23 protein-coding genes, 1 tRNA gene and 1 pseudogene are annotated in these 26,791 nt (G+C 62.9%); 12 read left to right on the top strand and 13 right to left on the bottom strand.

Translation table 11 applies throughout. The annotated features are described in order from the left end of the window. Positions 1-5 precede the first annotated feature (5 nt). Genes DY468_RS16705 through DY468_RS16690 form a run of 4 tightly spaced genes read right to left on the bottom strand, consistent with a single transcriptional unit; the run spans position 6 to position 5,141 of the window. Positions 6-638 carry a sarcosine oxidase subunit gamma gene (locus DY468_RS16705; protein ID WP_164605929.1) on the bottom strand — a complete coding sequence of 211 codons (633 nt, stop codon included), beginning with the start codon at positions 636-638 and terminating at the stop codon, positions 6-8. Continuing rightward, the gene (locus tag DY468_RS16700; protein ID WP_164605928.1) at positions 631-3,624 is read right to left on the bottom strand and encodes a sarcosine oxidase subunit alpha family protein; all 2,994 of its coding nucleotides are present in this window, start codon (positions 3,622-3,624) and stop codon (positions 631-633) included. Before DY468_RS16700 ends, DY468_RS16705 begins: the two co-directional genes overlap by 8 nt. Continuing rightward, entirely contained in the window at positions 3,621-3,881 is a 261-nt protein-coding gene (locus DY468_RS16695) for a sarcosine oxidase subunit delta (protein WP_164605927.1), read from the bottom strand. The genes DY468_RS16700 and DY468_RS16695 overlap by 4 nt, the downstream gene beginning before the upstream one ends. Positions 3,882-3,890: 9 nt before the next feature. After that, a complete protein-coding gene (locus DY468_RS16690; RefSeq protein WP_164605926.1) occupies positions 3,891-5,141 on the bottom strand; it encodes a sarcosine oxidase subunit beta family protein in 1,251 nt (416 codons plus the stop codon). Positions 5,142-5,291: 150 nt separating this feature from the next. On the opposite strand from DY468_RS16690, the gene DY468_RS16685 reads away from it, so the two are divergent. Continuing rightward, on the top strand, positions 5,292-6,227 hold the full coding sequence (locus DY468_RS16685; RefSeq protein ID WP_246701006.1) for a GlxA family transcriptional regulator: 936 nt from the start codon (positions 5,292-5,294) through the stop codon (positions 6,225-6,227). A 28-nt stretch (positions 6,228-6,255) separates the two neighbouring features. Here the strand turns inward: DY468_RS16685 and DY468_RS16680 are convergent, their stop codons facing one another. Further along, entirely contained in the window at positions 6,256-7,008 is a 753-nt protein-coding gene (locus DY468_RS16680) for a helix-turn-helix domain-containing protein (RefSeq protein ID WP_164605924.1), read from the bottom strand. Between the two features lie 229 nt (positions 7,009-7,237). Here DY468_RS16680 and DY468_RS16675 point away from each other — a divergent pair, with 229 nt between their 5' ends. From DY468_RS16675 to glnT, 4 genes are read left to right on the top strand one after another with little or no spacing between them, the layout of a single operon-like run. Next, the gene (locus DY468_RS16675) at positions 7,238-8,131 is read left to right on the top strand and encodes a class II glutamine amidotransferase (RefSeq protein ID WP_164605923.1); all 894 of its coding nucleotides are present in this window, start codon (positions 7,238-7,240) and stop codon (positions 8,129-8,131) included. Positions 8,132-8,133: 2 nt separating this feature from the next. Further along, on the top strand, positions 8,134-8,823 hold the full coding sequence (locus DY468_RS16670) for a protein GlxC (RefSeq protein WP_164605922.1): 690 nt from the start codon (positions 8,134-8,136) through the stop codon (positions 8,821-8,823). A 51-nt stretch (positions 8,824-8,874) separates the two neighbouring features. Then, on the top strand, positions 8,875-10,203 hold the full coding sequence (locus DY468_RS16665; protein ID WP_164605921.1) for an FMN-binding glutamate synthase family protein: 1,329 nt from the start codon (positions 8,875-8,877) through the stop codon (positions 10,201-10,203). A 36-nt stretch (positions 10,204-10,239) separates the two neighbouring features. Next, positions 10,240-11,547 carry a type III glutamate--ammonia ligase gene (gene glnT / locus DY468_RS16660; RefSeq protein ID WP_164605920.1) on the top strand — a complete coding sequence of 436 codons (1,308 nt, stop codon included), beginning with the start codon at positions 10,240-10,242 and terminating at the stop codon, positions 11,545-11,547. Positions 11,548-12,080: 533 nt separating this feature from the next. Here the strand turns inward: glnT and DY468_RS16655 are convergent. Then, positions 12,081-12,731 (bottom strand): class I SAM-dependent methyltransferase, encoded by a 651-nt coding sequence (locus tag DY468_RS16655; protein WP_164605919.1) that lies wholly within the window; start codon positions 12,729-12,731, stop codon positions 12,081-12,083. Between the two features lie 107 nt (positions 12,732-12,838). On the opposite strand from DY468_RS16655, the gene DY468_RS16650 reads away from it, so the two are divergent. After that, positions 12,839-13,636: a WecB/TagA/CpsF family glycosyltransferase gene (locus tag DY468_RS16650; protein ID WP_164605918.1), complete on the top strand. Its 798-nt coding sequence runs from the start codon at positions 12,839-12,841 to the stop codon at positions 13,634-13,636. Here DY468_RS16650 and DY468_RS16645 read toward each other — a convergent pair. Next, positions 13,566-14,966: a lipopolysaccharide biosynthesis protein gene (locus DY468_RS16645; RefSeq protein ID WP_164605917.1), complete on the bottom strand. Its 1,401-nt coding sequence runs from the start codon at positions 14,964-14,966 to the stop codon at positions 13,566-13,568. The two genes, DY468_RS16650 and DY468_RS16645, sit on opposite strands and share 71 nt — an antisense overlap. Positions 14,967-15,144: 178 nt before the next feature. Here DY468_RS16645 and DY468_RS16640 point away from each other — a divergent pair, with 178 nt between their 5' ends. From DY468_RS16640 to DY468_RS16625, 4 genes are all read left to right on the top strand, one after another. Beyond that, positions 15,145-16,215, top strand: a complete 1,071-nt coding sequence (locus DY468_RS16640; RefSeq protein WP_164605916.1) for a glycosyltransferase family 4 protein — start codon at positions 15,145-15,147, stop codon at positions 16,213-16,215. Beyond that, positions 16,212-17,396 carry a glycoside hydrolase family 5 protein gene (locus DY468_RS16635; protein ID WP_164605915.1) on the top strand — a complete coding sequence of 395 codons (1,185 nt, stop codon included), beginning with the start codon at positions 16,212-16,214 and terminating at the stop codon, positions 17,394-17,396. The genes DY468_RS16640 and DY468_RS16635 overlap by 4 nt, the downstream gene beginning before the upstream one ends. Positions 17,397-17,523: 127 nt before the next feature. Beyond that, positions 17,524-18,918 carry a GumC family protein gene (locus DY468_RS16630; protein ID WP_283808784.1) on the top strand — a complete coding sequence of 465 codons (1,395 nt, stop codon included), beginning with the start codon at positions 17,524-17,526 and terminating at the stop codon, positions 18,916-18,918. After that, a complete protein-coding gene (locus DY468_RS16625) occupies positions 18,915-20,141 on the top strand; it encodes a surface polysaccharide polymerase (RefSeq protein WP_164605913.1) in 1,227 nt (408 codons plus the stop codon). The genes DY468_RS16630 and DY468_RS16625 overlap by 4 nt, the downstream gene beginning before the upstream one ends. A gap of 30 nt (positions 20,142-20,171) precedes the next feature. Here DY468_RS16625 and DY468_RS16620 read toward each other — a convergent pair whose 3' ends face one another. The 5 genes and pseudogenes from DY468_RS16620 to DY468_RS16600 form a co-directional block, all read right to left on the bottom strand. After that, positions 20,172-21,260 (bottom strand): GNAT family N-acetyltransferase, encoded by a 1,089-nt coding sequence (locus DY468_RS16620; RefSeq protein ID WP_164605912.1) that lies wholly within the window; start codon positions 21,258-21,260, stop codon positions 20,172-20,174. Positions 21,261-21,510: 250 nt separating this feature from the next. Further along, a pseudogene (locus DY468_RS16615) lies at positions 21,511-21,814 on the bottom strand (integrase core domain-containing protein); the annotation flags it as partial. 86 nt (positions 21,815-21,900) lie between these two features. Further along, positions 21,901-21,975 (bottom strand) — tRNA-Val (locus DY468_RS16610). A gap of 140 nt (positions 21,976-22,115) precedes the next feature. Next, on the bottom strand, positions 22,116-23,399 hold the full coding sequence (locus tag DY468_RS16605) for a coiled-coil domain-containing protein (protein ID WP_164605910.1): 1,284 nt from the start codon (positions 23,397-23,399) through the stop codon (positions 22,116-22,118). Positions 23,400-23,641: 242 nt separating this feature from the next. Continuing rightward, positions 23,642-24,235, bottom strand: a complete 594-nt coding sequence (locus DY468_RS16600) for a DUF1134 domain-containing protein (RefSeq protein ID WP_164605909.1) — start codon at positions 24,233-24,235, stop codon at positions 23,642-23,644. A gap of 111 nt (positions 24,236-24,346) precedes the next feature. Between DY468_RS16600 and DY468_RS16595 the strand changes: the two genes are divergently transcribed. Beyond that, positions 24,347-24,853 (top strand): YHS domain-containing (seleno)protein, encoded by a 507-nt coding sequence (locus DY468_RS16595; protein WP_164605908.1) that lies wholly within the window; start codon positions 24,347-24,349, stop codon positions 24,851-24,853. A gap of 9 nt (positions 24,854-24,862) precedes the next feature. Here DY468_RS16595 and DY468_RS16590 read toward each other — a convergent pair whose 3' ends face one another. After that, complete coding sequence (locus DY468_RS16590) at positions 24,863-25,690, bottom strand: 3'(2'),5'-bisphosphate nucleotidase CysQ family protein (RefSeq protein WP_164605907.1); 828 nt, start codon at positions 25,688-25,690, stop codon at positions 24,863-24,865. Between the two features lie 133 nt (positions 25,691-25,823). On the opposite strand from DY468_RS16590, the gene chpT reads away from it, so the two are divergent. After that, a complete protein-coding gene (chpT, locus tag DY468_RS16585) occupies positions 25,824-26,480 on the top strand; it encodes a histidine phosphotransferase ChpT (RefSeq protein ID WP_164605906.1) in 657 nt (218 codons plus the stop codon). The last annotated feature ends 311 nt before the right edge of the window (positions 26,481-26,791 follow it).

The following is a 26,791-nucleotide window of genomic DNA, read 5'->3' as shown; positions in this document are numbered from 1 at the left end:
CGGGCTCAGCGGGAGGGAGAGGTGGAGGCTCGCGGGGGCTGCGCATCCCAGCGGCAGCCGAATTCCGCAGCGCTGTCCCAGAAGCATTCGAGGAAGCTACCGGCGAGGCTACGGAACACGCTGAGTTCGAAGACCTGCTCGCCGTCGAGCCCGTCGGGACAGCGCCACAGCGTGACTCCGACATGGGCGGCGACCGTGGTGGCGGCGTCGCCGACCTTGAACGCGGCAGGATCGAGATCGATTGGAACGAGCTTGGCGAGGGTCGCCCCGACCGCGCGTCCGCCGACTCGAAAGATCGCGTGACCGCCGCTCTGATCCGATACCGACGCTAGCCCGGCGACGTCGGCCTTGAGCGAGCGGACGAATGACGGCCCTCCGTCCGGGGCGATCACCAGCCAGGTTTCGGGTCCGACGCCGACGAAGGACACCGATTGGGTGCGGCCGACCGCCGGCCGCTGCGGCAGATCGACGTGGAATCGGGCGGCGACGCGGGCACGCAGCGCGGCGTGCTGACCGCGGCGAGTCTGCAAGGTCGCCAGCGTGAGATTCTGGCGTTCGGTTATGACGACGCCGTCGCCCGAGGCCGATCGGGGCGGCACGAACGATGCCGAAGCCGGCTGCGCGGCGAGCTCATCCATGAAGCCGTTCTCCTTCCGGATCGAAGAAGACAGGAGCGACGATCTCGACCTCGGTGTCGCCGCGGCGCAGCGGGTCGTAGGCGCGCACGCGCTGGCCGATCCGCTGTGGGCCGTGTCTCAAAAAGCCCAGTCCGATCCAGTGGCCGCACATCGGCGAGAACGCCACCGACGTGACGTAGCCCTCGTCGTTCGCCATCGTCGGTGCCGCGCCGATCCCGAGGAAATGCGCGCCTGCGCGCAGCCGCTGCGAGCGATCGACTGGAACAATGCCGACCAGGGCGGGGCGGTCGGCGGCGATCAGCCCGGGTCGCTCCGCCAGCACGCGGCCGATGAAGTCCTTCTTCCGCGACATCATCCGTCCCAGCCCGAGATCGGCGGCGGTGGTGGTACCGTTGAGTTCGTTGCCGGCGACGTGCCCTTTCTCGATCCGCATCACGCCGAGGGCCTCCGTGCCGTAGGGCACCGCGCCGAAGGCGGCGCCGGCCTGCATCAGAGCCCGGATTGCGGCATCGCCGAACTGCGCCGGGACGGCAAATTCGTAGGCGAGTTCGCCGGAGAACGACACCCTGTAGATCCGCGCGGTAACTCCGCACCAGACGAATTCGGCGCAACCGAGATACGGCAGCGCGGCGTCGGACAGGTCGATCGAGCCGCCGAGCAGCCGCTCGAGAAGGTCGCGCGAGCGCGGGCCGGCGACGGCGTATTGCGCCCATTGTTCGGTGACCGAGACGAGCTGGACGTCGAGCTGCGGCCACAGCACCTGGCGGGCGTGCTCGAGATGCTGCATCACCGCACCGGCGTTGGCGGTGGTCGTCGACATCATGAAATGATCGTCGGCGAACCGTGCACAGGTACCGTCGTCGAAAGCGATGCCGTCCTCGCGCAGCATCAAGCCGTAGCGCACCTTGCCGACCGGCAGGGTTGAGAACGTGTTGGCGTAGATCCGGTCGAGAAAAATACCGGCGTCGCTGCCCTGGACGTCGATCTTGCCGAGCGTCGAGACATCGCAGACACCAACATTATCGCGCGCAGCCCGAACCTCCCGCCCAACAATCTGCAGCCAGTCGGTTTCGCCGGCTCGCGCGAACCATTGAGCGCGCAGCCACTGTCCGGCCTCGACGAAGCTCGCGCCCTGCTGCTCGGCCCAATGGTGGCCGGCGGTGCGGCGCGTCGGTCGAAACCGCTGGCCGCGGTGATGGCCTGCGAAGGCGGCGATCGCGACCGGCACATGAGGCGGCCGGAACATCGTGGTTCCGACCTGCGCCATCGAGCGGCCCGTCAGTCGGGCCATGATCGCCTGACCATTGACGTTGGAGGTCTTGCCTTGGTCGGTGGCCATGCCGAGCGTCGTGTAGCGCTTCAGCAGCTCGACTGACTTGAAGCCTTCCCGCGCCGCCAATGCGACGTCGTCGCTGGTAACGTCGTTCTGCAGATCGACGAACGCCTTGGATCGCGACGAGGCGACATGCCAGATCGGTGTGATGCCGGTGGGCTCGGCATCGGTCACAGGAACATCGACAGACGACGGCGTGAAGCCTGCCGCCTCGGCCGCAGCGGCACCCGCCGCCGCGCCGTCGCGGAGCGCGTCGCTCAGACCGAAGCGTCCGGCGGCGGCACCGACCGCCGCCATCCCAGGCGGCAACGTGCCGGGCACGAAGCTCGCCAGTGCATCGGACCATTCCGGGCGGCTGCCGAGATGCGTCGTCAGCCCGAGATTGGCGCTCCATCCGCCGGAGACTGCAAGCAGGTCGATCGCGTGCCGGCTGATCCGTCCCGCAACGTCCCGAACCGTGATGCCGTCGAGACGGAGCCGGCCGCTGGTGTCGATCACTTCGGCTCCCGGCATCACCGGAATCTGCGCCTCCTGCGCCCTGGCGATCAGCTGCGGCGAAATTTCCTTCCGACTGTCGACGATCGCGGCGACGTCGACGCCGGCACGCACCAGGTCGAACGCCGTTGTCCATGCGTCGTCGTTGCAGGTGAATACTGCGCAGCGGCGGCCGGGCGCGACCGCGAACCGGTTGAGATAGGTCCGCACTGCGGACGCGACCATCACGCCGGGGCGGTCGTTGCCGCCGAACACGATCGGTCGCTCGAGCGCTCCGCCGGCCAGCACGCTGCGGCGGGCGACGATTTTCCAGTAACGCTGCCGCGGCTGATGCGGCGCCGGCACAGCAAGATGGTCGCCGACGCGTTCCAGGGCGCCATAGGTGCCGCCGTCATAGACGCCGAACACCGTGGTCCGGCGCAGCATTCGCACGGTCGGCAATGCTCGCAATTCGGCGGCCACGTTCGCGGCCCACTGTGCGCCGCTGCGGCCCGCGATGTCGCGGACGTCGCCGTTCAAGCGTCCGCCGATCGCAAAGTCGTCGTCGCAGAGAATGACGCGCACGCCCGCGCGCCCGGCGGCCAGTGCCGCCATCAGTCCTGCCGCGCCACCGCCGATCACCAGCAGGTCGCAGAAGGCGTGGCATTTGTCGTAGCCGTCCGGATCAGCCTGGCCGCTGGCGCGGCCGAGGCCGGCGGCACGACGGATCGCCGGCTCGTAGATTTTCTCCCAGAACGAGGCCGGCCACATGAAGGTCTTGTAGTAGAACCCGGCGGCGAGCAGCGGCGACAGCAGCGAATTCACCGAAGTCACATCGAATGCCAGCGACGGCCAGCGGTTCTGGCTGTGCGCCTTCAACCCGTCGAACAATTCGACCGTCGTCGCTCTGGTGTTGGGCTCCCGCCGCGCGTCCTCGCGCAATTCGACCAATGCGTTCGGTTCTTCGGCCCCGGCGGTGAAGATCCCGCGCGGCCGGTGATATTTGAACGACCGGCCGACCAGCGTGACGCGGTTCGCGAGCAGCGCCGAGGCCAGCGTGTCGCCCGCAAAGCCCTGGTAGGTCGTTCCGTCGAACGCGAACGACATCGGCTGCGAGCGATCGATCAGGCCGCCAGCCGCCAGCCGCGCTGCTGCTACCTCATGCGCCGCGCCGCTCATGCTGGGTCACTCGCGAATGCGCTACCGAGCATAGCATGAGTGCGGGTGTCGCGCGTGACGCGCAGCCAGCCGCGGCAACCGTAGGCATGGTACCAGAGTTCCTGATGCGGTCCTGCCGGGTTGTCGCGCAGATAGACCGAGTCGTGGAAGCGCTGCGCCGCATCGGCTGCGGAGGGATCTGGGCGCGGCACCGGGTCGCCGAAGTACACGAACTCGCCGAGGTCGCGCTCGCCGCAATAGGGACAGTTGATCCGCATGGTTGCTTCTCAATGCAAATTGGGTTGGGCGCCACGGCCCTTTTCGTCGATCAGGTGCCCGGCCGCGAAACGATCGAGGCGGAGTTCGGTCGCGACCGGGTGGCTCGAGCCATTGGCGATCAGATGTGCGAAGCAAAGGCCCGAGGCGGGCGTCGCCTTGAACCCGCCGTAGCACCAGCCGGCGTTGAGGTAGACGCCTTCGATCGGAGCGCGGTCGATGATCGGCGAGCCGTCCATCGACATGTCGAGCAGCCCCGCCCAGTTGCGCAGGATGCGCACTCGGCCGATCGACGGCATCAGCGCCATGCCTCCTTCGCAAACGTCTTCGATCACCGGCAGATTGCCGCGCTGGGCGTAGGAGTTGTAGCCGTCGATGTCGCCGCCGAACACCAGGCCGCCTTTGTCGGACTGGCTGATGTAGAAGTGCCCGGCGCCGAAAGTAACGACGCCCGGAATCAGCGGCTTAATACCCTCGGAGACGAATGCCTGGATCAGGTGGCTTTCGATCGGGAGCCTCAGCCCGAGCATTTTGGCGACGCGCGAGGAGCTGCCCGCCACCGCCAGGCCGACCGAGCCGCAGCCGATCCGCCCGCGGCTGGTCTCGACCCCGACGACGCGGTCGCCGTCGCGGACGAAGCCGGTGACCTCGCAATTCTGGACGATGTCGACGCCGAGCTCGCTGGCGCCGCGCGCATAGCCCCACACCACGGCATCGTGCCGCGCGGTGCCGCCGCGGCGCTGCAGCAGGCCGCCCTTGATCGGAAACCTGGCGTTGTCGAAGTCGAGCAGCGGCAGCATTCGCCGCACGTCGTCCGCGTCGAGCAGTTCGGCGTCCGCGCCCGACAGCAGCATCGCGTTGCCGCGCCGGGCGAAGGCGTCGCGCTGCGCGTCCGAATGAAACAGATTCAGCACGCCGCGCTGGCTGACCATCGTATTGTAATTGAGCTGCTGCTCCAGGCTTTCCCAGAGTTGCATCGACAGTTCGTAGAACGGCTGATTGCCCGGCAGCAGATAGTTGGAGCGGATGATGGTGGTGTTGCGGCCGGCGTTGCCGGAGCCGATCCAGCCCTTCTCCAGCACGGCGACGTTACGGATGCCGAAGCGCTCGGCGAGATAATACGCGGTGGCGAGGCCGTGACCGCCGCCGCCGACGATGATCACGTCGTAGTGCGGGCGCGGCGCGGCATCGCGCCAGACCGGTTGCCAGCCGCGATGGCTGCGGAAGGCTTCGCGGGCGAGGGCGAAAAGCGAGTAGCGCATCGGGACCGCCGTTTCGTGCAACTTGTCGCGTGGAGCATCCGCTGCTATCCATCCCAGCGGATGGCAAGAAACGACCAAAAATTGACCGTGAGCGACAAAACGCAACGGCCGCTGCGCGTCGGGTTTCTGCTCGTCCCTGGTTTTGCGCTGATGTCCTACGCGTCCGCGATCGAGCCGCTGCGCGCCGCCAACGCGCTGGCCGGCCGGACGCTGTATCGCTGGCGCCACCTCGCCCTGCAGGGCTCCGGTGTGACGGCGTCGAACGGCGTCCGCATCGAAGCCGACGTGACCGCTTCCGAGGCCGGGCGACTCGACATGATCGTGGTGTGCGCCGGCGGCAATCCGCAGAGCTTCCAGCATGCGCCGACACTGGCATTCCTGCGCAAGGCTGCGCGTCACGGCGTGCGGCTCGGCGGCGTCTCGGCCGGCCCGTTTCTGCTCGCCCAGGCAGGTCTGCTCGACGGCTATCGCTGCACCGTGCATTGGGAGCACATCCCGGCTTTCGCCGAGACGTTTCCATTTCTTCGGCTCAGCCATTCGCTGTTTGAGATCGATCGCGACCGCTTCACTTGCGCTGGCGGCATCGCGGCGCTCGACATGATGCACGCGCTGATCCGGCTCGATCACGGATCCGCACTTGCGGCCGCCGTCAGCGACTGGTTCCTGCAGACCGACGTCCGGCGCGGCGAGGCGGCGCAGCGGCTTTCACTGACCGACCGGTTCGGCGTCCACCACCCGAAGCTGATCGAAACGATGGCGTACATGGAGCGCAATATCGAAGCCCCGCTCAGCCGCGCGAAACTGGCGCAGATCGCCGGGATGTCGCTGCGGCAGCTCGAGCGGCTGTACAGGAACGAACTGCGGACGACGATCCTGCGGCACTATGCGCGATTGCGCCTCGAGCAGGCCCGCCGGCTGCTGCGGCAAACCTCGTTGTCGATCGGGGAGATCGCGGTGGCGACCGGATTTGCCAGCGCGTCGACCTTTACGCGGCATTATCGCCGGCAGTTCGGATTGCCGCCGCGACACGAGCGTGTGCAGTTCTCCGGCGGTTCGCCGCCGTCGCGCGATGAGGGCGAGACGTAACGGGGGTACGGCCGGCGCGGCGCACGCCTCAATCGTTCTCGCGGACGTAGCAGATGATCGACAGAAAGCGGATCGGCAGCGTCACCATCTGCTCGGGCCCGTGCGGGGCGTCTGCATCGAAGAACAGGCTGTCGCCGGGCAGCATCGTGTAGCGCTTCTCCGCGTGCCGGTACACCACCGAGCCTTCGAGCATATAGAGAAACTCCATGCCGGGATGCTGGAACAGCGGGAAGACGTCCGACTCGCTGGTCAGCGTAATCATGTAGGGCTCGACGACCAGACGCGAGTTCTGGTCGCCGTTGTAGCCGAGCAAGTGATACTGGTGGCCACTGCGGGTGCCGCGCCGCTCGATCGCCAGGCCTTCCCCCGCCTTGACGAAGCTGACCGAGCGCCGCTCTTCGTATCGGCGGAAGAACGAGCTGACCGGAACGCTGAGCGCGCGCGCCAGCGCCTGCAACGTCGTCAGCGACGGTGACGTCATGCCGTTTTCGATCTTGGACAGCATGCCGAGCGAGATCCCGGCGGCTTCGGCGAGCTCCGAGATGTTGATGCCGAGCTGATTGCGGAAGTTGCGCACCTCGCGGCCGATCGCGACTTCCAGAATGTTATCGCGAGTTTGGTCGAGCGCGTGCGGGTCGGGGCTGTTGAGCACCTTGGCGGAGAGCAGCGGCGCTTTGATGCCGTCCGAGCGTTTCCAGTTGGCGACGTCGGTCGCCTCGCGCTTGGCTGCCGCCTTCGACGCCGGCTTCTTGGGGGATGACTTGATCGGTGACTTGGCCATGCTGTCGACTCCGCTGGGGACGAACTTCCGACATCCGTCACGCTGTCGTGCACCCGGCGGAATCCGAAGACGACGATAGCACGGCGCCGCGCCCGGACGAACCGATACCGCCGTCACGCGGCGCGAGTTTCATATAAGGAAATTTTGTTTATTGGTATTGAAATCGGCTGCGAGGCCTGTTAGGACTCCTTCGCATCGTCACCATGGCGTGCGGCGGGAGTGGGCTTCGATGTGCGGGATTGTCGGTCTTTTCATCAAGGACAAGGCGCTCGAGCCGCAGCTCGGCGAACTGCTCGCCGAGATGTTGTCGACGATGTGCGACCGCGGCCCGGACAGTGCAGGCTTCGCAGTCTACGGCGCCGACGAATCCGGGCTTTGCAAGATCACGCTGCAGTCGCCGGACCCTTCGGCATTTGCGGGACTCGACGTCGCCCTCGGCGAGGCGCTGGGTGGCAAGGTCGGCATGACCGTGCGTGATACTCACGCGGTGCTTCGCCTCGATGCCGCTCTGGCTGGCGCGGCCCGCAAGCTGCTGCGCGAACGCTATCCGCATCTACGGGTGATGGGCGTCGGCGAGCGCATCGAGATCTACAAGGAGGTCGGCTACCCGACCAGCGTCGCCGACCGGTTCGGCTTGGCCGGGATGCAAGGCAGTCACGGCATCGGCCATACCCGCATGGCGACGGAGTCGGCGGTGACCACGATGGGCGCGCATCCGTTCTCGACCGGAAGCGACCAATGCCTGGTCCACAACGGCTCGTTGTCGAACCACAACAATCTGCGCCGCGAGCTCAAGCGCGAGGGCATGACCTTCGAGACCGAAAACGACTCCGAGGTCGCGGCGGCCTATCTCACAGCGCAGATGGCCGGCGGCCTCAGTCTCGGCGACGCGCTGCAGAAAAGCCTCGGGGACCTGGACGGCTTCTACACCTTCGTCGTCGGCACCCGAGACGGGTTCGGGGTGCTGCGCGACCCAATCGCCTGCAAGCCGGCGGTGCTCGCCGAGACCGATCGATACGTCGCCTTCGGCTCCGAATATCGCGCGCTGGTCGGGCTGCCCGGCATCGATGACGCGAAGGTGTGGGAGCCCGAGCCGGCCACCGTGTATTTTTGGGGACGTTGAACATGCCGACAGTCGATCTCGCGGCAACCGATCTGCGCGCGCTCAATCAGGCGCTGCATCAGCTCAGTGCGGGCACCAACGAAACGCAGTGGGAAATCGTCAACCCGCGCGGATCGCACGCGGTGGCGGTCGGCGTCAACGCGCCGGTCGACATCACAATCCGCGGCAGCCTCGGCTATTACTGCGCCGGCATGAACCGGCAGGCCAAGGTCACCGTTCACGGTTCGGTCGGGCCGGGCGTCGCCGAGAACATGATGTCCGGTGAAGTCGTCGTCAAAGGCGACGCCAGCCAATATGCCGGCGCGACCGGCCACGGCGGCTTGCTGGTGATCGAAGGCAACGCCTCGTCGCGCTGCGGTATCTCGATGAAGGGCATCGACATCGTCGTGAAGGGCAATATCGGGCACATGTCGGCGTTCATGGCCCAGGCCGGCAACCTCGTGGTTTGCGGCGACGCCGGTGATGCGCTCGGCGACTCGATCTACGAGGCACGGCTGTTCGTGCGCGGCAAGGTCAAGAGCCTCGGCGCCGACTGCATCGAGAAGCCGATGCGGCCCGAGCATATCGAGATCGTCGGCAAATTATTGGCGCGGGCCGGCATCACGGATGTCAAAGCCGAGGAGTTCAAGCGCTATGGATCGGCGCGCAAGCTCTACACTTTCAACGTCGATCACGCGGACGCCTACGGTTAGTCGTTCAATCCATCATTCCCCCAGTCCATTGTCATCAGCGCGGCTTTCGTAATGTCCTACACAAATCCTCCGACCACTCCTCGCAAGTCGCACACCTTCGACGACTACACGCTGTCCGAAATCCGCCGTGCGGCGACCACCGGCATCTACGACATTCGCGGCGCAGGCGCGAAACGGCGGGTTCCGCATTTCGACGATCTGCTGTTTCTCGGCGCCTCGATGTCGCGCTATCCGCTCGAAGGCTACCGCGAGCGCTGCGATACCGACGTCGTTCTCGGCTCGCGCTACGCCAAGAAGCCGCTGCATCTGAAGATCCCGATCACCATCGCCGGGATGAGCTTCGGCTCGCTGTCGGCTAACGCCAAAGAGGCGCTGGGGCGCGGCGCGACTATCGCCGGCACCTCGACCACCACCGGCGACGGGGGCATGTCGACGGAAGAGCGCGGCCAGTCGCAGACGCTGGTGTATCAGTATCTGCCGTCGCGCTACGGCATGAATCCGGAAGACCTGCTGAAGGCCGACGCGATCGAGATCGTGATCGGGCAGGGCGCCAAGCCCGGCGGCGGCGGCATGCTGCTCGGCCAGAAGATCACCGACCGCGTCGCCGAGATGCGGACGCTGCCCAAGGGCATCGATCAGCGCTCGGCGTCGCGGCATCCGGACTGGACCGGGCCCGACGACCTCGAGATCAAGATCCTCGAACTGCGCGAGATCACCGACTGGCAGAAGCCGATCTTCATCAAGGTCGGCGGTGCGCGGCCCTATTACGACGTGGCACTGGCGGTGAAGTCGGGGGCCGACGTCGTGGTGCTTGACGGCATGCAGGGCGGCACGGCCGCCACCCAGGAAGTCTTCATCGAGCATGTCGGCATGCCGACGCTGGCCTGCATCCGTCCAGCGGTGCAGGCACTGCAGGATCTCGGCATGCATCGCAAGGTGCAACTGATCGTGTCCGGCGGCATCCGCAACGGCGCTGACGTCGCCAAGGCACTGGCGCTCGGCGCCGATGCGGTGTCGATCGGCACCGCAGCGCTGGTCGCGCTCGGCGACAACGACCCGCTGCGCGAAGCGGATTATCAGAAGCTCGGGACGACCGCGGGCGCCTACGACGATTGGCACGAGGGCAAGGATCCGGCCGGCATCACCACTCAGGATCCCGACCTGATGGCACGGCTCGATCCCGTGCTGGCCGGGCGCCGCCTCGCCAACTACCTCAAAGTCATGACACTGGAGGCGCAGACCATCGCCCGCGCCTGCGGTCACAATCATGTGCACAATCTCGAGCCCGAGGATCTGTGCGCTCTCACCCTCGAAGCCGCTGCGATGGCACGCGTGCCACTCGCCGGGACCGACTGGATCCCAGGGCGCGACCGGCTCTAACGACTGTCGTCAACAGCCAACGAAAGAGAAAGCGTCGTGTCCGAAGATCTGGCGTCCCTCGCGAAAGACCGCGGCATTCGCTACTTCATGATCTCCTACACCGATCTGTTCGGAGTCCAGCGTGCCAAGCTGGTGCCGGCTTCGGCGATCGCAGAGATGCAGCAGGACGGCGCCGGGTTCGCCGGCTTCGCCACTTGGCTCGACATGACGCCGGCGCATCCGGATCTGTTCGCGATGCCGGACGCGGCGGCAGTGGTGCAGTTACCATGGCGCAAGGAGGTGGCGTGGGTTGCGGCCGACTGTGTCATGGAGAACAAGCCGGTGCTGCAGGCGCCGCGCACGATCCTGAAGAACATGGTCGCCGCAGCGGCCGGGCAGGGGTTGCGCGTCAAGACCGGTGTCGAGGCCGAGTTCTTCCTGATCGATCCCGACGGCGCGGTGATCTCCGATGGAAAGGACAATGCGAGCAAGCCCTGCTACGACCAGCTGGCGCTGATGCGACGCTACGACGTGATCGCGGAGATCTGCGATCATATGCAGGAACTCGGCTGGAAGCCGTATCAGAACGATCATGAGGACGCCAACGGCCAGTTCGAAATGAACTGGGCATTCGACGACGCGCTGATCACCGCCGACCGGCACTCGTTCTTCAAGTTCATGGTGCGCTCGGTCGCGGAAAAGCACGGGCTGCGCGCGACCTTCATGCCGAAGCCGTTTCCGAATCTCACCGGGTCCGGCTGCCATATCCACGTCTCGGTGTGGGACGAGAGCGGCACCACCAACAAATTCCACGACGAGTCCGACGAGATGGGGCTGTCGCAGCAGGGCTATCACTTCCTCGGCGGAATCATGAAGCACGCCGAGGCGATCGCCGCCATTACCAATCCGACGGTGAACAGCTACAAGCGTATCAACGCGCCACGCACGATGTCGGGAGCGACCTGGTCGCCGAACACAGTGACCTGGACCGGCAACAACCGCACCCACATGGTGCGCGTACCCGGCAAGGGACGGTTCGAACTCCGCCTGCCGGACGGCGCCGTCAATCCCTATCTGCTGCAGGCGGTGGTGATCGCAGTCGGACTGAGCGGCATCGCCTCGAAGGCCGATCCGGGCAAACGGCTCGACATCGACATGTACGCGCTCGGCCACACCGTCAAGGACGCGCCGCGGTTGCCGCTCAACCTGCTCGACGCGCTGCGCGCGTTTGACAAGGACGACGCGCTGAAGGCCGCGCTTGGGACGGAATTCTCCGAAGCCTATCTCAATCTCAAGCGGAATGACTGGAATAACTACAGCGCTCAATTCACCGAATGGGAGCGCGCGACTACCCTTGATATCTGATCGCGCGGGGCATCCGAGCAAAGCGGATCATCTCCGCTTGTCACATGCCCGGATGTTCAGAAAATCATCGGCCGATTCTCGTCGCCATCGTGCGAATTCATCGGACCGACGAATAAGTGCCTGCTTCACGCCGAATTTGAATCACACCAGTAGCTGAGCTTGTCGAGGGGCATAGGTACGTGCGTTGTGTTCTGTCCCGCCTGGCCGCGGGTCCGATGACGCATTGTTTGCTGCCTGATCGCACTCTTGTGCGGCCCGGTGGTCTTGCTCCGATATCTGCTGACGTCAGTTGGGTGATGTCACCGTCGGCGCCTCAGTTCATTGCGGTGAAGTCGTAAGCTGTGACGGCGCTCAAGGTGAGCGCTCGCTGCGATGACGGTCGTTCAGTTTTGATGCCTGATCCAGCCCCGCAGACGCGGAGGGGCCAGGTCACCAACGTGGCGGGCATGCACCAGCATTCCAACGGGATACCCCATAGGGGAGGGCCAACGCAGCGAGCAAATCGGGCTGCTCACATGTCTAAGTAAGCCGGTCTAACGAACGGCGATAAGTGACTTCGTCACGATGAACCGCTCGCGTTCGATCACGGAATCCGGGAATATCTCTGCCATCGCGGCTTCGTCGAGCAAGTGCGCATCTTCGAGGATTGTTCGAGCTTCATCGACAGTATTGGCGCGGGGATAGAAGCCGCAGGCGCGCGCTTTGACGATTGCAATCCGCCAAGGCTCAGGCAGCCAATGGATGATAGGGGCACGAAAATGAGGTTCAATCGGAAACCAATAATTGGGTGTCTGAACATAGTGGCGAGGCGCGACGCGGCGAATCTCGGCGCCCATACGCTTCTGGTTCGACCAGCTCCCCACATGTTCAATGACGGAGTTCGAATAGACCAGATCGAACTCGTTGTCTCCAAACCGCGATAGGTCACACGCGTCGCCTATAACGCTCACAAACCGTGCATCAAGCACGTCTACCGACGATAGGTTCAGGAGAGTGACGTGGATTTGACGGTCGGCCCAGAGGTCCGATAAGGCCTGCCAGTGTTCCATATTGCCGCCGACGTCGATAATCCGGCAGCTTCCTTTGCGAGCGATGATCTCATCGGCGATCGAGAGAAACCTTGCGAAACGCTTGAGTCGGAAGCGATTTCGATAAACATCGGTAGGTCCCGTTCCTAAAAACATCGAATTGCTCACGCCGGTTAGGATTTTGAACGCATTCTGAACGAGAGAATTGGCATGTAACTCATTTACAACAGGTTCAGACCCATCCTACAGGTTCATCAGGCGTCATGATTCGTGGCGCGTCGGACACCGATTCTATGCGATCACGGCGTAACATTCTTGGAATCCAGGTTTTGGTTGCAACTCGCCGTGACGCAATTCTGGCCATCGACGAGCATTTCAGCACCAGCGAAACTCCACTCGTGACGTTCCTCAATGCGAACGTGTCGAACATCGCTGCAAAAGACCCTTCTCTGAAGCGAGCTCTCGACCGCAGCCTGGTGTTGAACGATGGCATTGGTATCGGATTATCTTCTCGTCTTCTCTATCATTCCGACTTTCCAGACAACTTGCAGGGCACCGATTTTGTGCCGCAATATCTCAAGGAGACTGGCCGAATATTCCGTATCTTTGCCCTGGGAGGGATCCCGGGCATTGCTGAACGTGCATTGGAGGTGCTGAAGGCCATCGCCCCGCAGCACCAATATGTCGGGTCGCATCACGGATTTTTCGATGCCGGTGATCCCGCGGAGCTCTATTCGATCATCCGTGCCTCAGGGGCCGACTTCATCTTGGTCGGCATGGGGACGCCTTACCAAGAAAAGTGGGCCGAGAAGTTCAGCACGACGTTCACTGGTGTCCCGATCATCTGTGTCGGCGGTCTCTTTGACTTTCTTTCCAAGCACCGGCCGCGCGCACCATTGTGGGTCAGAAAATTGCGATGCGAATGGGTGTTTCGGCTCGCGGTCGAGCCGCGGCGCCTATGGCGACGCTACTTGTTCGGAAATGTGATCTTCATTGCGCGTTTGGCAAAGGCTTACGTTCGGGGAGGACGAGTCTCAGGAGATCGGCAAGAGACAATGTGAGCATCAAGGCCGCTGCAAACAGCGACGCCTGGATCGCCACGAGCAACATCGGCGAGACGACAATTTCCGATAACAACAAGCACGTCCCGAGCAATATGCCGGCCATCGAAAAGATGCCGATCGCGGCTTTCCAGTCGATGGGAAGAGTATGGAGCTTTCGGCCGATCACCGCGCTGACGACGAATGCTGCACCATGACCAACCATTAAAGACGTGGCGCCCCCAACTGATCCGTACTGCGGAGTCAGCATGACTGCAAATACGGCCGAGGTCGCCACAAAGACGACCGCAATCAGAAGCTCGAGGAAAGCGGCGTTTGTAAAGTAGATGACCTGCGCGAAATAGAAACTCCGCAGCATCATGAACCCGAACGCTACGGCAAAGAACGGGATGATGCCATGGGCAAGCCCGGCGAAGTTTGCTCCCAGCAGCACGATAAATATCCGATTCCCGAACAGGACGAAGAATGTGGCACCGAACGCCGCCGCGACCACGCAGGCTCGAAAGGACGAGCGCATCACCGCATCGGATTCGGCCTGCCTGCCCTCATCGGCATATCTTTTGGCGACTGTGATCAGCGCCAGAGCGATCGATTCACCGACCACCATGTAGCTCTGCCGCATCATGTCGGCGACAACGCCGTAAGGCCCGAGCACTTCGTTGCCGACATAGTGCGAAACCAGAAAGCGGTCGATGGACTGTCCAAGGGCGAAGACGCCGAACGAGAGGATGAGTGGCCAGCCGTATCGTATGAGCGCAACCGATGGGGCTCGCGATGCTGCGATCCCGCGAAAATCCTGCAACCTCAGGAGACTGGGGATCGCGGCAAGCAGATGCCCCACCGACACGCCGAAGGCGAGCATGACTGCCGTGGGCTGCAGTTCGAGAGCAAGATAGCCGAGCAGAAATACGAACAGAGTTCGGCAAACCATGCTGAGTGCGACGGTCTTGACCTGCAGGCGCGTCCGGCTGACCTCCAAGGCAGCCTCATAGATCGTCATGCCGGCAAACAGGGAGATCAAGGACGTGGTGAACGAAAAATCCAGGGAAAGCAGTTCGCCCAGGCCCGTCAGCACCACGGTCACGGCGACCACGGCTACGGCCACAAGCCGGATGTAGGAGGCAACGAGGATGCCTTCTTGCGAAGCGCGGTAAACCCCGAAATATGCGAACTTCATCCACTGCGTACCGAAGCCGTAGATGATGATCGCCCAAGCAAACATCAAAATGTACGCGCCGTACTCCGACGGGCCAATCAAACGTGCAAACACCGCAACCGAGAGAAAATTGCCGATTGCCGCGATGGTCCGGGATCCGAAGTACAGGACCATGTTAGGGTTTTTCATGATGTGATGTGGCTGCCGTGGTCAAAATGGGTCCAAGCTCGTTATCCTCCACAGCCCTTTCACTTCTCTTCTGTTTGGCTGAACGCAAGCCAACAAGCGTTGCGATCTCACTGCAACGCCGGACGATATGCTTAACAGCTGATGAAGATGCTATCGGGATTCCATGCGCATTCTACAGATATTGCACACAAATCAACGCGGCGGGATCGAGACGCTCAGCACAACGGTCGAGCGAGGCCTGACGGCCAATGGCTTTCACGTCGACACCGTTCACATGTTTTCGAGCACGGGTCTCGGGGCCTCCCGCAAGGTTTTCGAGGCCGCAAGGTTCGCCCTCAGACTACTCAAAGACGACCACGATGCCATCATCGCCTATCAGGCGACGGCATCTGTCTTGACAGGAATCTGCGGCTTCCTAAGGGGATGCCGGCACCGAATCGTCCATCAGACCGCGGTTCCTTCGGAAACGGCATGGCCGGTGCGGCTCGCCGACAAGATTGTCGGTACTCTTGGTCTTTATACTAAGAATATTGCCAATACTCTCTGTACGCAGCGCGAATTCCGCCACTATCCAGCGTCCTACCGGCGGAGCTTGATCGTGATCGTTCACGGTCTCGACGTCCCGAGAGTCGGCCGCGACCGTCACGATACGCGCCAACGCTTTGGCATTCCGCAGCAGCGAAAAGCCATCCTCAATGTCGGACGCGTGAGCGCACAAAAGAACCAGAGCCTTCTGGTGGATGCACTTTCCCTCGTCGATGACGCCGTTCTTGTCGTCGGCGGCTATGGGGAAGACGCTGATACGGCGGCTTTGATGAACCGTGCAAAATCGCTTGGTGTCGCCGATCGCTTGCTTGTAACCGGACCTCTTGCCCGGGCTGACACGTTGGATCTCTACAGGGCTTGCGACCTGTTCGTATTCCCCTCGACCTGGGAGACGTTTGGCCTTGCCGCAGCGGAAGCTGCCATGGCGGGAATCCCGATGCTGGTGTCCGATCTGGCGGTGTTGCGCGAGGTTCTGGCCTCGAAACAATCGCCGGTCACCTTCCTTCCGCTCAATGACGCCGATACCTGGGCTGCAGCGATCCGAACGATGCTGGCAGCGCCGAGCCCGCCGGACCTGCTTGCGGAATTCAGTGAGGAGATCCGCACCCGGCTCTCCGTGGAGACGATGATCGGCCACTATGTCGAACTGCTGAGACCGAACGCGGCGGATGCACGGATCGTGTCGTGAGGTGGTTGTTTTTTGCAGTTCTGTGTTTTGTCTGGGCGGGCTTGGCCCAGGCCAGTCCGTTTCACAAGGGAGCCAGTCTTCAGGTCTATACATTTCCGGCGGCGAGGGACGGCCGTTATGAAGATGAACCGTATCCCGATCGGGCCGGCGCGGTCGCCCATTTCCAGATCGCCCAATTACGCGGTCTCGGCCTCGACCATGTGCGGCTGCCGGTAGACGTTGGCCCCTTGCTCGACGATCCGGACGGACGGCAATGGCTACAATTCCGCGGCCCGTTTATTGCCCTGATCGAACAACTGCATCGCGCGGGACTGGGAACCATAGTCACCCTGGTGGCACCCTCGCGGGCCGGAGGAGTTCCGCAGGATCAGCTCGATGGCTTAGGCGGCGCACGTTTCACCCGCTATGCGGCATTGGCCGAGCGGTTCGCTGCCGAACTCGCAGGACTCCATATCGACGCCCTCGCACTGGAGCCGATGAACGAACCGCAAGAAATGTGTGTTCGTGAGGGAGATACCGACTGGAGCGTCTACCAGGATGCTCTAATCGACCGGCTGCGCGCAAAGGCCCCGGTTCTCTGGCTGGGCCTCACCGGCGGCTGCTGGTCCAAGATCGAAGGTCTGAGGCATCTCAAGTCGGCATCACTTCACCACTCCAACACGTTTATCAGCGTCCACTTCTACGATCCGTTTCTCTTCACGCATCAGGGCACCAATTGGACGCTGGATATTATGCCGCTGATTGCCGGGCTGCCCTATCCGGTTCATTCGGACAGGAAAGAGGCCGGGGCGGCCGAGGTGCGGGCGCGGGCGGCCGAAAAGGCGAAAGCCATGCGAGCGAGCGAACAGCTCGTGGCGCGAGCCAATGCGGCAATTGATCAATATTTTCAGCATGATGGTGATTCTGCGTCAATCCGTCGGAAGCTGGCCGAACTGGATGCATGGTGCCGTCGGAACGGGGTGGCGCCTGAGCGGGTCGTCTTTACGGAGTTTGGCGCCACCAAGTCGGACGTTGATCGGACCTCTCGCCTCCATTGGCTTCGAGACGTTTCGAGTGCCATCGAATCTTATGGCTGGGCATGGACGCTGTGGGTGCTCCGCGATGGACCATTCGGCCTGGATGATGCCCACGGCCAACTCGATCCTGCGCTGCTGCGATCCATTGGGCTCGGGCGCCGGTGAGGCTTCAACGTCTTGAAAGGACTGTATCTTGCCGGGGTTCAGGAGTCGTTAACCATCCCGCGCGACATCGGTGTGTTTGGCAGGCTTGACTAATTCTTCAACAACTTGCGTCAACCTATTCGACACAATGCCAGTCGCTCACCCAACTGAAAACGATCGTTCGTTGAGGTCGTCGTCGTTCGACCTGCGTCGAGCCATCGAAATGCTCAACCAGAGCGGTTTTGAGATCGCTGTGGCAGTGGTCGTCTGCCTCGTTCTCGCGATCGCCTACGTTCTGTTTGCGACGCCGAAATACACTGCTTCGGCACGCATTCTTCTCGACCCAACCGGCTTGCAAATTATTGGAACCGATCTCGCCCCTCCTGGCGCACGCGATACCAATTCCATCGAGGCCGAGAGCCAAGTCTACGTCATTGCATCGGGAAACGTGCTCGCGGGCGTGATTGCCAAAGAGAAGCTCGATACGAATCCCTATTTCGGCGCGCGATCACCCGGCATCTTCAAATCGGTCCTGATCGAACTTGGCATATTAAGTCCGATCGAACCGCATGTGATGGCGCTGCGCGAACTCGAGCGCGCAGTCACTGTGTCGCGGAGCGCCAATTCGTTCGTTATTACGGTGAACGTTCAAACCGAAGATCGCGACACGTCGGCGCGGATCGCCAATGCGATCACCGACGTCTATCTGGAAGACCAGGCGCGTGCGCAGGCCGAAACCGCGCGTCGGGCGGCGGCCGCACTGGATGTCCGTCTTGGCGCTTTGCGACTTCGCCTTCACGAGGCTGAAGAGCGCTACGAAATGTATCGCCGCGAGAACGGCATCGTCATTGTTAACGGTCAGCCGCTTCTCGAGCAGCAAGCCCGCGACAGTGCCGGTTTTGTCAGTGCCGCCGAGCAGAAGGTCACCGAGCTCCGCTCCGCGCTGGAGCAAATCCGCAAGGCCGGCGGTGGAGATCTCGAAAGTCTTCCAGAAGCGTTTCGCGGAGGTACGCTCGAAACCCTGAAAAACCGATATGCAGCAGCACGGCAGGTAGAAACCAACATCTCCGCCTTATTGGGCCCGCGTCATCCCGATATGGTGACGGCGGTTTCGCAAACGGCGGAGGCTCGACGGCTGCTCACGCAAGCGATCCAGAACGCCATTCAATCTACCGTCGCTGATCTTGATCGCGCACGCTCCACTGCGGCGGGGCTCAAATTGCGCCTGGGCAGCACCACCCGGGAGCTCGACGCCAGCAATGAGGCCTCGGTCAAGCTGCGGGAACTCGGACGTGAAGTCGAGGCCAGCCGCGGAATATATGAGGCATTTCTCAATCGCTCGCGTGAACTCACCGAGCGTGAGCGGCTCGATACGTCAAATACCAGAGTTATCGGTCGCGCGACCCGGCCTATCGATCCCAACGGTCCGCCGGCCGTCCTCATTCTCGCCGCAAGCATCATCCTCGGCCTCGGTCTCGGCGTCACCTGGGCTTGGCTTCGCGCGCAGTTCGTCGGGCCCGATCCTGCCGCCCGAAAGCAATGACCGAGGTCAGCGATCGACTGGACTCAATCGGCAGCGGCCCAAGTTCGGGAACGGTCGCCGCGGTCGGCATTGTGCTCGCGGCGCTCACCTTCAATTTTGTGCTCAGTTTCGTCAATGCGAGCGTTTCCCACGTCGGCTCCGGCACGGTGATCGCAGCGGAGTTGTTGCTGATAGGCGCCGCCGCACTGATGATCTTTAACCGGAGCGATAGCTTCGTGATCGTCGGTATCGTGCTGACAGCCTGGCTCATTTTCGAAATGATGATCCGCTATCAGTACGATCCAAAGACAATTCGTGACGCATTCATTCCGATCATCTTCTTTTATCTTGGTCGAAACTACGGAACCTCGGCCTCCGCCGATCGGCTGGTCACCATTGCAATTCTGATCGTTTTGGCCGGATCGCTGTTCGAGTGGGCGTTTCTCGACGCCTATCTGAAATACTTTGATGTAATGGGGTACTATATTGCGCGTGGTAGCCTCGATGCCAGTTCCGCAACCGGCGAGCCTGGGCTTTTCGTGAGCGGTTTACGCTTCGAGGGGCGAACGCTGCTGCCGATCCTCGGTGAACACAGAGTGTCGTCGATCTTCCTCGAACCGGTGTCTGTCGGGAATTTCGGAGCGATCGCCTTTGCATGGACGCTGCTCCGTGATCGCGGAAAGCCGGCTGTATTGATTGCCAAGACGCTGGGTATCGCCGTCATTCTTGTCCTCGGCGACGCGCGCTTTGGGGTCTATTTATGTGGCGTCGTTCTCTTGACATATATCGTTGCGCCGTTGGTAAGGCCCACGATGGTGTTCTCGCTTCCGTTTCTCGTTGTCGTTGGCCTGTTATGGTATGCGGCAGCGAGGACTGGAGTCGCCTGGGACAACACCACGACGGGCCGGTTTCTGCTCAGCGGACAACTGCTATCGACGCTCGATCTCGGCCAGGCGCTCGGTCTGAAGGTCTCGACTGTCGACTTCGACGATTCGGGCTATTCCTACATGCTATCCCGACTGGGGCTGGTCGGTGCAGCATCCCTTTGGGCGCTCTATGTCTTCGGTTGCCCCGCTGAAACTCTAACATCCTGGCGTTTCAAGCTCTTCGTCTGCGTCTATCTGATCCTACTGCTCTCGATCAGCACGTCGTCTGCAACTATCAAAACCGGCGCACTGCTCTGGTTCCTTGCAGGCACCGTCGCAGCTGGCCAGCGCTCTGCGCCGCAAGCCGTGACGGCGTAAGGTGCGCTTTGGGGGAGGAGACCCCGGACTCTAGCGCACGAGCCGTCGCGCGAGCGACAGCATACGAGGGGAGTGCGATAGCAAGACAGACAGCGCGCGCCCCACAACACTGAAGCCGCACAAAACCCACCACATTGGTGTTTCGACTGTTCCGAAATCGCGCTTGTATGGTTGATCGCCGATCGTCAGGTCAAATTCTGCATCGCCTCGGGAGATGCAGTCTTTGATCGCATCTTCAATGACGAGGAGCCCCAGAGAGGCATTGCGATAATTCAGATAATCGAACCCTGTCAGTAGCAGATGAAACCTATCGTTCCATGCTGCCCCGTAGGCGATGCTGACTGGCCGGTCATCCAGCGTCATAACGTAGGCACGAAACATCGGGTCGCGCGCAACCTCGCAATAGAAACGAAAATAGCGCTCTTCGTTGAGTAAATCTCGCTTGTCGTGGCCTTTGAACCTGAACCTCCGAAACTCCAGAATTTGATGGAGTGCTGCAATGATCAGATCTGGATCTTCGATGATCTGGGTCTTGAGGTGGCCTTTTCTTCCAATGCTTCTGCGCTTCTTATCCAACGATCGGCGCAAAGATCGCGGCATAGCTCGTTCGCGCCAGTCGTCAAATGATCGCCCGAGTGCGGTGGCGTGGGCATTGATACCCAAGGGGCGCCGAATCACCTCTCCGAGGACGTCAAATGTCGCCAACGCGGGGGCCCGGACCTTTCGCACGATTAAGAGGTCGCACTTGCGGAAAGCTCGCCGAAGCTGAGAGGTGAGAGCGTCGTCGTCGCGGAACGATTTTAGATCTTCTGTCGTCGCGACAATCGAGCAATAGTCACTCACTCCATAGTCCGCGAATACAGCAACGCTGATGCCGAGATGCCGATGAATTGCGAGCGGAATGACGCCAATCAGCCGCTGGCTCAGCCCGTCTCGAATCGTGATGATGAATGGCTGAGCGGCGCGCTCGAGCACAAGCTCCGCATAAAGACGAGCGAGCCATAATGGACTCTGAAACGGCGAAGCATCGCTTCTCGAAAAGAGAGACCGATATTCTTCGGACAAGAAGTCGAAGTCTCTGACCTCGCTCACAGCCCAATGAATGACGCTCGATTTCATACTAGCTACAGATCAGCCACAGAGAGATGGATCTCAGGGGATCTATGGTGTGTATCAGATGTGTCGGCAGAATTGTCAAATAGTCGTCGCTTCACACAATTCGACAAAGGCTGCGTCAGCATCATCGGACGATCGAGTCTGATTCGCAGTAGAACTGACCTGCCGCTGAGATTCGTCTCCAGTTGGAGTTCGAGTGTGGCTCTGACGAGTGAGCTGCTTCCGGTTCAGTGGACGATCAGTTCAGCGAATCTCAGCCTGCTTTCGAGCTTGGCGGGCTGAGATATCCGATCGTCGAATGAGGTCGGGTCGCGTTGCAGAGCCTCTCGATATCATCGAGCACCGCAGCTTGGCCTTCGTCGCGAGTGCGAGAGGTCTCGCGGGCGATGCGTTCAGTCTTGAGTGCGGAGAAGAAGCTCTCCATCGCCGCATTGTCCCAGGCATTGCTGGACCTGCACATGCTGCAAACGATGCGGCCATCGGCCGTCAGAGCGGCTCGCTTCGGTATTGGCTTCCTGATCGGAATGGCGCAGCAGAGCGTTCGGCTTGCCGCGGCGGCGCTCGACAAACTCTTGAGCTCTGCTGCTGGAAAGCGCAGGCGTTCGCTGCGAAGAAAAATGGAAAGGATGTTCAGCGGGTTAGATGGTGGGCGCACAAGGGATCGAACCTTGGACCTCTCCCGTGTGAAGGGAACGCTCTCCCGCTGAGCTATGCGCCCGGGACCGGTCGATGACAGGGGCCGCGAAGCGGCCGGTCGAAGCACCGTAGAGGCGCGATTTACGAAGTGCGGGGCGGGGGTGTCAAGCGGCAACGGCCGGCTTGGGCAGATTTGCCCAGCTTGATCGGTGAAGGCGTGGTTCAGCCGGCCTGACGGGGGCGCGAGGACTGGGACTGCAGGGCGCGGATACGGTCCGCCAGCGTGCTGCCGGCGACCACGGGGGCGACTGCGGCGCCGGTGCCTTTGCTGCCGTTGGCAGCCTTGCCACCCTTGGCTGATTTGGCGGGCTGCGCCGTCAGCATCGCCTGGATCGGCGAATCCGGGCCCTCCAGCGTGATCGCCAGCTTGGCGACCTCGGCGGCGATGTCGTTGATCCGCTCGCGCAGCAGCGCGTTCTCCTTGCGCTCGGTCTCCCACGAGGTTTCAGCCTGCTGCCGCAGCGACACCAATTCACGCTGCGCCTTGGCGCGGTCGTCGCGGGCCTCGGTGAGCTGGTCTTCGAGCGTGGCCTTGTCCTTGCGGATGCGGGCGAGGTCGGGCGCGCCGGTGCTGGCGGCGTCGAGCTCGTTGCGGAGTTCGCCGACGGTGCGCAGCGCGGCTTCGTTGGCGGCGCGGAGCTGATTGTTTTCGAGTTCGCGCTCGGCGAGCCGCTTGGTCTGGGCGGCGAGCTGGTCTTCCAGCGTGCGAGTGCGACTGCCGAGCAGTTCGGCTTCCTTCACCTGCAGGACCAATTGCCGGTCGAGATCGCCGACCCGCAGGCTCAGGGCCTCGACCCGGGCGCGGGCGTCGTCGAGATCGCGCGAGGTCGCGGCGGTTTCGCCACGTTGGGTTTCGAGCCGGGTCCGGGCATCGGCGAACGCCTTCTCGGCGTCGGTGATCCGGGCCCGCAGCTCTTCGAGCTGGGTCCGCAGCGTCACCAGTTCGACCTGCCTGGTATCGGCCAGCGTCGACCGCTCGGTCAGCTCGGCGCTGATCCGGACGATGTCGGCCTGCCGCTCGGCCAGCGTGGCCTCGGTGCCGCGCAGCTCCTCGGTCCGGGCGGCGAAGTTCTGCTCGGCGGTACGAAGCTGCTCCTGCAACGAAGCTTCGCTCGCCTTCAGCGTCTCGATCGCGGCGTCCTTCTCGGCGAGTTCGAGCTTGAGGCGATTGATCGCGTCGGTCTTGCGGCCGATCTCGGCGGCCTGGCTTGCGGTCTTGTTCTTGAGCTGATCGACGCTGAGCTCGAGCCGCCGCGCCGACATCGCGAATTCGGCGCGGATCTGGTCCTTGTCGGCCTGGATCTCGGCCATCGACAGCGGCGTCGCCGCCTCCAGCCGCTTGGTGGTCAGCCGTACCGCGCGATTGTGCACCAGCGGCGCGATCATCAACGCGAGCAGCATCGCGACCAGAAAGCCGATTGCCAGATACATGATCTGTTCGACCATCGATGTCTCCCACACGCGCTTTGGACGATGCGCGCGCGGCCCGCTGAGCTGGACACGGATCGCGTCGGCGCAGATTCGAACGTTGAAACCGCTGATGGCGCGGGCGAAGCGTTGCCGTCCGGCCGCAAATCCATGGCGGCACAATGCCATGACCGGCCACCTCAGCGCCAGTGCGTTGCCGCAGCCGCGTGAGATTGCGGTGGGCTACGCGCCCCGGCTGTGGTCCGGGGCGCCAGCCCGGGTCAGAACGGATTCCAGGTCGCGTTCGGCGTGAACTTCAGATAGCCGATATTGGCGCCGAGCCGCAGTCCGATGCCGGACTGGATCGGCACCAGCACGATGCCGTTGGCGGTCAGCGCGGTCATGCCGAAGCCACCGACTACATAGGCCGAGCCGTCGATGCCGCCGAACCGCTGGTAGATCGCGTTGGTCGAGGGCAGGTTATAGACCAGCGTCATGGTGCGGGCGCCATTGCCGCCCCAGTCGAAGCCGACCGACGGGCCCTGCCAGTACACTTTCAGATCGCCGGCGTTTTTGGTGTACAGCGTGCCTTCGCCGTAACGCAGGCCGGCCACGAACGCGCCGGAGCCTTCCTCGCCGAGCACATAGCCGTTGGGCAGGCCCCATTGGCTCACCGCACGCTCGATCACCGAGGCGAGCCCCCGTGAAACGTTGCCGAAGAAGCGGTGGCCGGCGCCCATCAGTTCTTCCGGCCCATAGGTGTTCGGGCCGGCCTGGGACCGCGGCGGCAATGGCTGCTGCTGCGCCACGGCCGGTGCATTCAGGGCTGCCAGCGCAACAAAGGCCAGCGCGGCGCGACGCGTCACGAAGCTCATGGATTTCACCCCTGGGTCTTCAAATCCCTTGTGCCGCTTTAACCGGATGCTGACGTGCATCCTTTAGCTAGCGGCACTTGTCCCCGACTCGGAACGTTATCGGCAGCAACTATGACGGCACAGCGGCAGGAACGAAACCGGATCCGCCTTGGAATCGCCTGGATCGGGCTGCTGGCGTTCGGTATGGCCGTGGCCGTACCGTCACCCGGCGCACAAGCCGCGACCACCCAGCGGGTGGTGGCCGACCGCAACACCGGACTTGCGATCGACGGGTTCGATCCGGTGGCCTATTTCACCGATCATCGTCCGCGGCAAGGCCAGCCGCAGTTCGAAGCCGCTTCCGGCGGCGCGGTCTGGCGGTTCTGCAACGAGGACAACCGCAAGTTCTTCCTCGCCCGGCCCGACATCTATGGCCCGCAATTCGGCGGCTACGATCCGGTGGCGGTGGCGCGCAGCGTGCCGCTCGCCGGTAACGCGCTGGTCTGGCTGATCGTCGGCCAGCGGCTGTATCTGTTCGACCGCGACGAAAACCGCCGCGCCTTCGCGGCCGATCCGGAGCGTTATCTGCACGCCGCCCGCGACCGCTGGCCCGCCCTGCTGACGACGCTGGCCGAATAGGCCCCGCCGCTATCGCCCGTCACGATCGCCCCAGGCGATGAACTCCGGCACGATGAAGTTCGGCCGGGGCGCGTCGAAACGCAGCGGTGCGCCGCTGGCGTCGGTCATTTTGCCGCCAGCCGCCAGCACCACTGCGGCGCCGGCTGCGATGTCCCATTCGCAGATCGGCGCGAGCCGCGGGTAGATGTCGGCTTCGCCCTCGGCGATCCGGCAGAATTTCAGCGACGACCCCAGCGTGACGTGCATGGCGCCGGGGCGGGCGCCGATGAAGGCGACGGTGGCGGCATCGAGATGCGAGCGACTGACGGTGGCGACCCACGGCAGGCCGGGCTTCGGCAGCTGACGGGTGCGGATCGGGCTGGCGGTGAAGCCGGCGCCGTCCGCGGCGATCGTCAACCGTTCGGCACCGTGACCGACCACGCCGCGCCACGCCAGTCCGAGCGCCGGTGCGCCGACGATGCCGAGCACCGGCAGGCCGTCGCTCACCAGCGCCAGATTGACGGTGAACTCGTCGCGGCCGGCAATGTATTCCTTGGTGCCGTCGAGCGGGTCGACCACAAAGAAGCTGCCGGTGGTCGGTCGTCCGTTGCCGCAGCATTCTTCCGATAGGACCGGCACGCGCGGCGCAATCGCGGCCAGACCTTCGGCGATCACCCGGTCGGCGGCGAGATCGGCCGGCGTCACCGGCGAGCCGTCTTGCTTGTGCGAGACCTTCGTGTCGCGCGGAATCGCCATAATCGCCGCGCCGGCGCGCAGCACCAGATCGGTGAGCGGCGGGAGCAACGCGAAGGCGTGATCGGACGAGACGGCGGCGGTGTGTTCGAACGCGGCAGTCATCAGGCTGTGTCATCCTCCGTCAGTGGGCCGGTTCGCGCCGGACCGTTGTGTTGGCACAGCCTGCGGCTGCAGTGTATCAAGCCATTAACCAAGGCTGATTCGTCTTGCGAGCGGTTTTCCGAGGAACAGACTGATGTCCGACGCCCAATCTCCCGCTGTGCAGGCTCCCGCTCCCGATGCGTTGGAGCTGGCCGCGCTGCTGTGCTCGCGGGTGTGTCACGATCTCATCAGCCCGGTCGGCGCCATCGTCAATGGCCTGGAGGTGCTGGATGACAGCTCCAAGCAGGAAGATCGCGATTTCGCGCTCGACCTGATCCGCAAGAGCGCCAAGACGGCGTCGGCGCGGCTGCAGTTCTGCCGGTTGGCGTTCGGTGCCGCGGGCTCGGCCGGCGCGCAGATCGATCTCGGCGACGCACAGAATATGGCGCGCGGCCATCTCGAAGACGACAAGACCAAGCTGACTTGGAATCTGCCGCGGCTGCTGCTCGCCAAGAATCGGGTCAAGCTGCTGCTCAACATGCTGATCATCGCGCAGCAGACGATTCCGCGCGGCGGGATGTTGACGGTCGATCCGATCGGCGAAGGCGATGCCTTGTCGTTCCGCATCGTTGCAGCGGGGATTAACGCCCGCATGCCGCACAACATCCTCGACTTGCTCAACGGTACTCAAAGCGGTCCGATCGAGTCACACGGCGTTCAGCCGTACTACACGCGGCTGCTGGCGCAGGCCTGCGGATTGACTGTGTCGCTGGCTCCTGAAGGCGATACGATGGTGGTAACTGCGTGCTGAGACGCGCAGCGACATAGTAAACGTTGTCTTGACGCGTTTCCTCGGAAACCTACGAAGCCGCTAACTGTTTGAATTTCCGCCGCATCAGTTTGCGGCCCGCAACCAATATTAAACGCTTTCCGCACACAGTGGCCGCATTAGTCGGGCATTGGCGACGGTCGCGTGCCCGCGTGCAATGAAGGCCACGCGTATGGACGATCTTCTTCGTGAGTTTCTGACGGAGACCTTCGAGAGCCTTGACACGGTCGACAATCAGTTGGTCCGGTTCGAGCAGGAGCCGAACAACGCGAAGATATTGGACAATATTTTCC

Origin of the sequence: Rhodopseudomonas sp. BR0M22 (assembly GCF_010907035.1) — a bacterium.
GTDB lineage: Bacteria > Pseudomonadota > Alphaproteobacteria > Rhizobiales > Xanthobacteraceae > Rhodopseudomonas.
This window is presented reverse-complemented; position numbering and strand designations above follow the sequence as displayed.

Bases quoted from the DNA above. Each gene is read 5' to 3' on its own strand.
- DY468_RS16595 (WP_164605908.1), top strand. From the start codon at position 24,347: ATGACGGCACAGCGGCAGGAACGAAACCGGATCCGCCTTGGAATCGCC.
- DY468_RS16705 (WP_164605929.1), bottom strand. From the start codon at position 638: ATGGATGAGCTCGCCGCGCAGCCGGCTTCGGCATCGTTCGTGCCGCCC.
- DY468_RS16685 (WP_246701006.1), top strand. From the start codon at position 5,292: ATGTCCTACGCGTCCGCGATCGAGCCGCTGCGCGCCGCCAACGCGCTG.
- DY468_RS16645 (WP_164605917.1), bottom strand. From the start codon at position 14,966: ATGGTCCTGTACTTCGGATCCCGGACCATCGCGGCAATCGGCAATTTT.
- DY468_RS16650 (WP_164605918.1), top strand. From the start codon at position 12,839: ATGATTCGTGGCGCGTCGGACACCGATTCTATGCGATCACGGCGTAAC.
- DY468_RS16675 (WP_164605923.1), top strand. From the start codon at position 7,238: ATGTGCGGGATTGTCGGTCTTTTCATCAAGGACAAGGCGCTCGAGCCG.
- DY468_RS16620 (WP_164605912.1), bottom strand. From the start codon at position 21,260: ATGAAATCGAGCGTCATTCATTGGGCTGTGAGCGAGGTCAGAGACTTC.
- DY468_RS16665 (WP_164605921.1), top strand. From the start codon at position 8,875: ATGTCCTACACAAATCCTCCGACCACTCCTCGCAAGTCGCACACCTTC.
- DY468_RS16680 (WP_164605924.1), bottom strand. From the start codon at position 7,008: ATGGCCAAGTCACCGATCAAGTCATCCCCCAAGAAGCCGGCGTCGAAG.
- DY468_RS16695 (WP_164605927.1), bottom strand. From the start codon at position 3,881: ATGCGGATCAACTGTCCCTATTGCGGCGAGCGCGACCTCGGCGAGTTC.
- DY468_RS16605 (WP_164605910.1), bottom strand. From the start codon at position 23,399: ATGGTCGAACAGATCATGTATCTGGCAATCGGCTTTCTGGTCGCGATG.
- DY468_RS16640 (WP_164605916.1), top strand. From the start codon at position 15,145: ATGCGCATTCTACAGATATTGCACACAAATCAACGCGGCGGGATCGAG.
- chpT (WP_164605906.1), top strand. From the start codon at position 25,824: ATGTCCGACGCCCAATCTCCCGCTGTGCAGGCTCCCGCTCCCGATGCG.
- DY468_RS16670 (WP_164605922.1), top strand. From the start codon at position 8,134: ATGCCGACAGTCGATCTCGCGGCAACCGATCTGCGCGCGCTCAATCAG.
- DY468_RS16690 (WP_164605926.1), bottom strand. From the start codon at position 5,141: ATGCGCTACTCGCTTTTCGCCCTCGCCCGCGAAGCCTTCCGCAGCCAT.
- DY468_RS16590 (WP_164605907.1), bottom strand. From the start codon at position 25,690: ATGACTGCCGCGTTCGAACACACCGCCGCCGTCTCGTCCGATCACGCC.
- DY468_RS16700 (WP_164605928.1), bottom strand. From the start codon at position 3,624: ATGAGCGGCGCGGCGCATGAGGTAGCAGCAGCGCGGCTGGCGGCTGGC.
- DY468_RS16630 (WP_283808784.1), top strand. From the start codon at position 17,524: ATGCCAGTCGCTCACCCAACTGAAAACGATCGTTCGTTGAGGTCGTCG.
- DY468_RS16600 (WP_164605909.1), bottom strand. From the start codon at position 24,235: ATGAGCTTCGTGACGCGTCGCGCCGCGCTGGCCTTTGTTGCGCTGGCA.
- DY468_RS16655 (WP_164605919.1), bottom strand. From the start codon at position 12,731: ATGTTTTTAGGAACGGGACCTACCGATGTTTATCGAAATCGCTTCCGA.
- DY468_RS16625 (WP_164605913.1), top strand. From the start codon at position 18,915: ATGACCGAGGTCAGCGATCGACTGGACTCAATCGGCAGCGGCCCAAGT.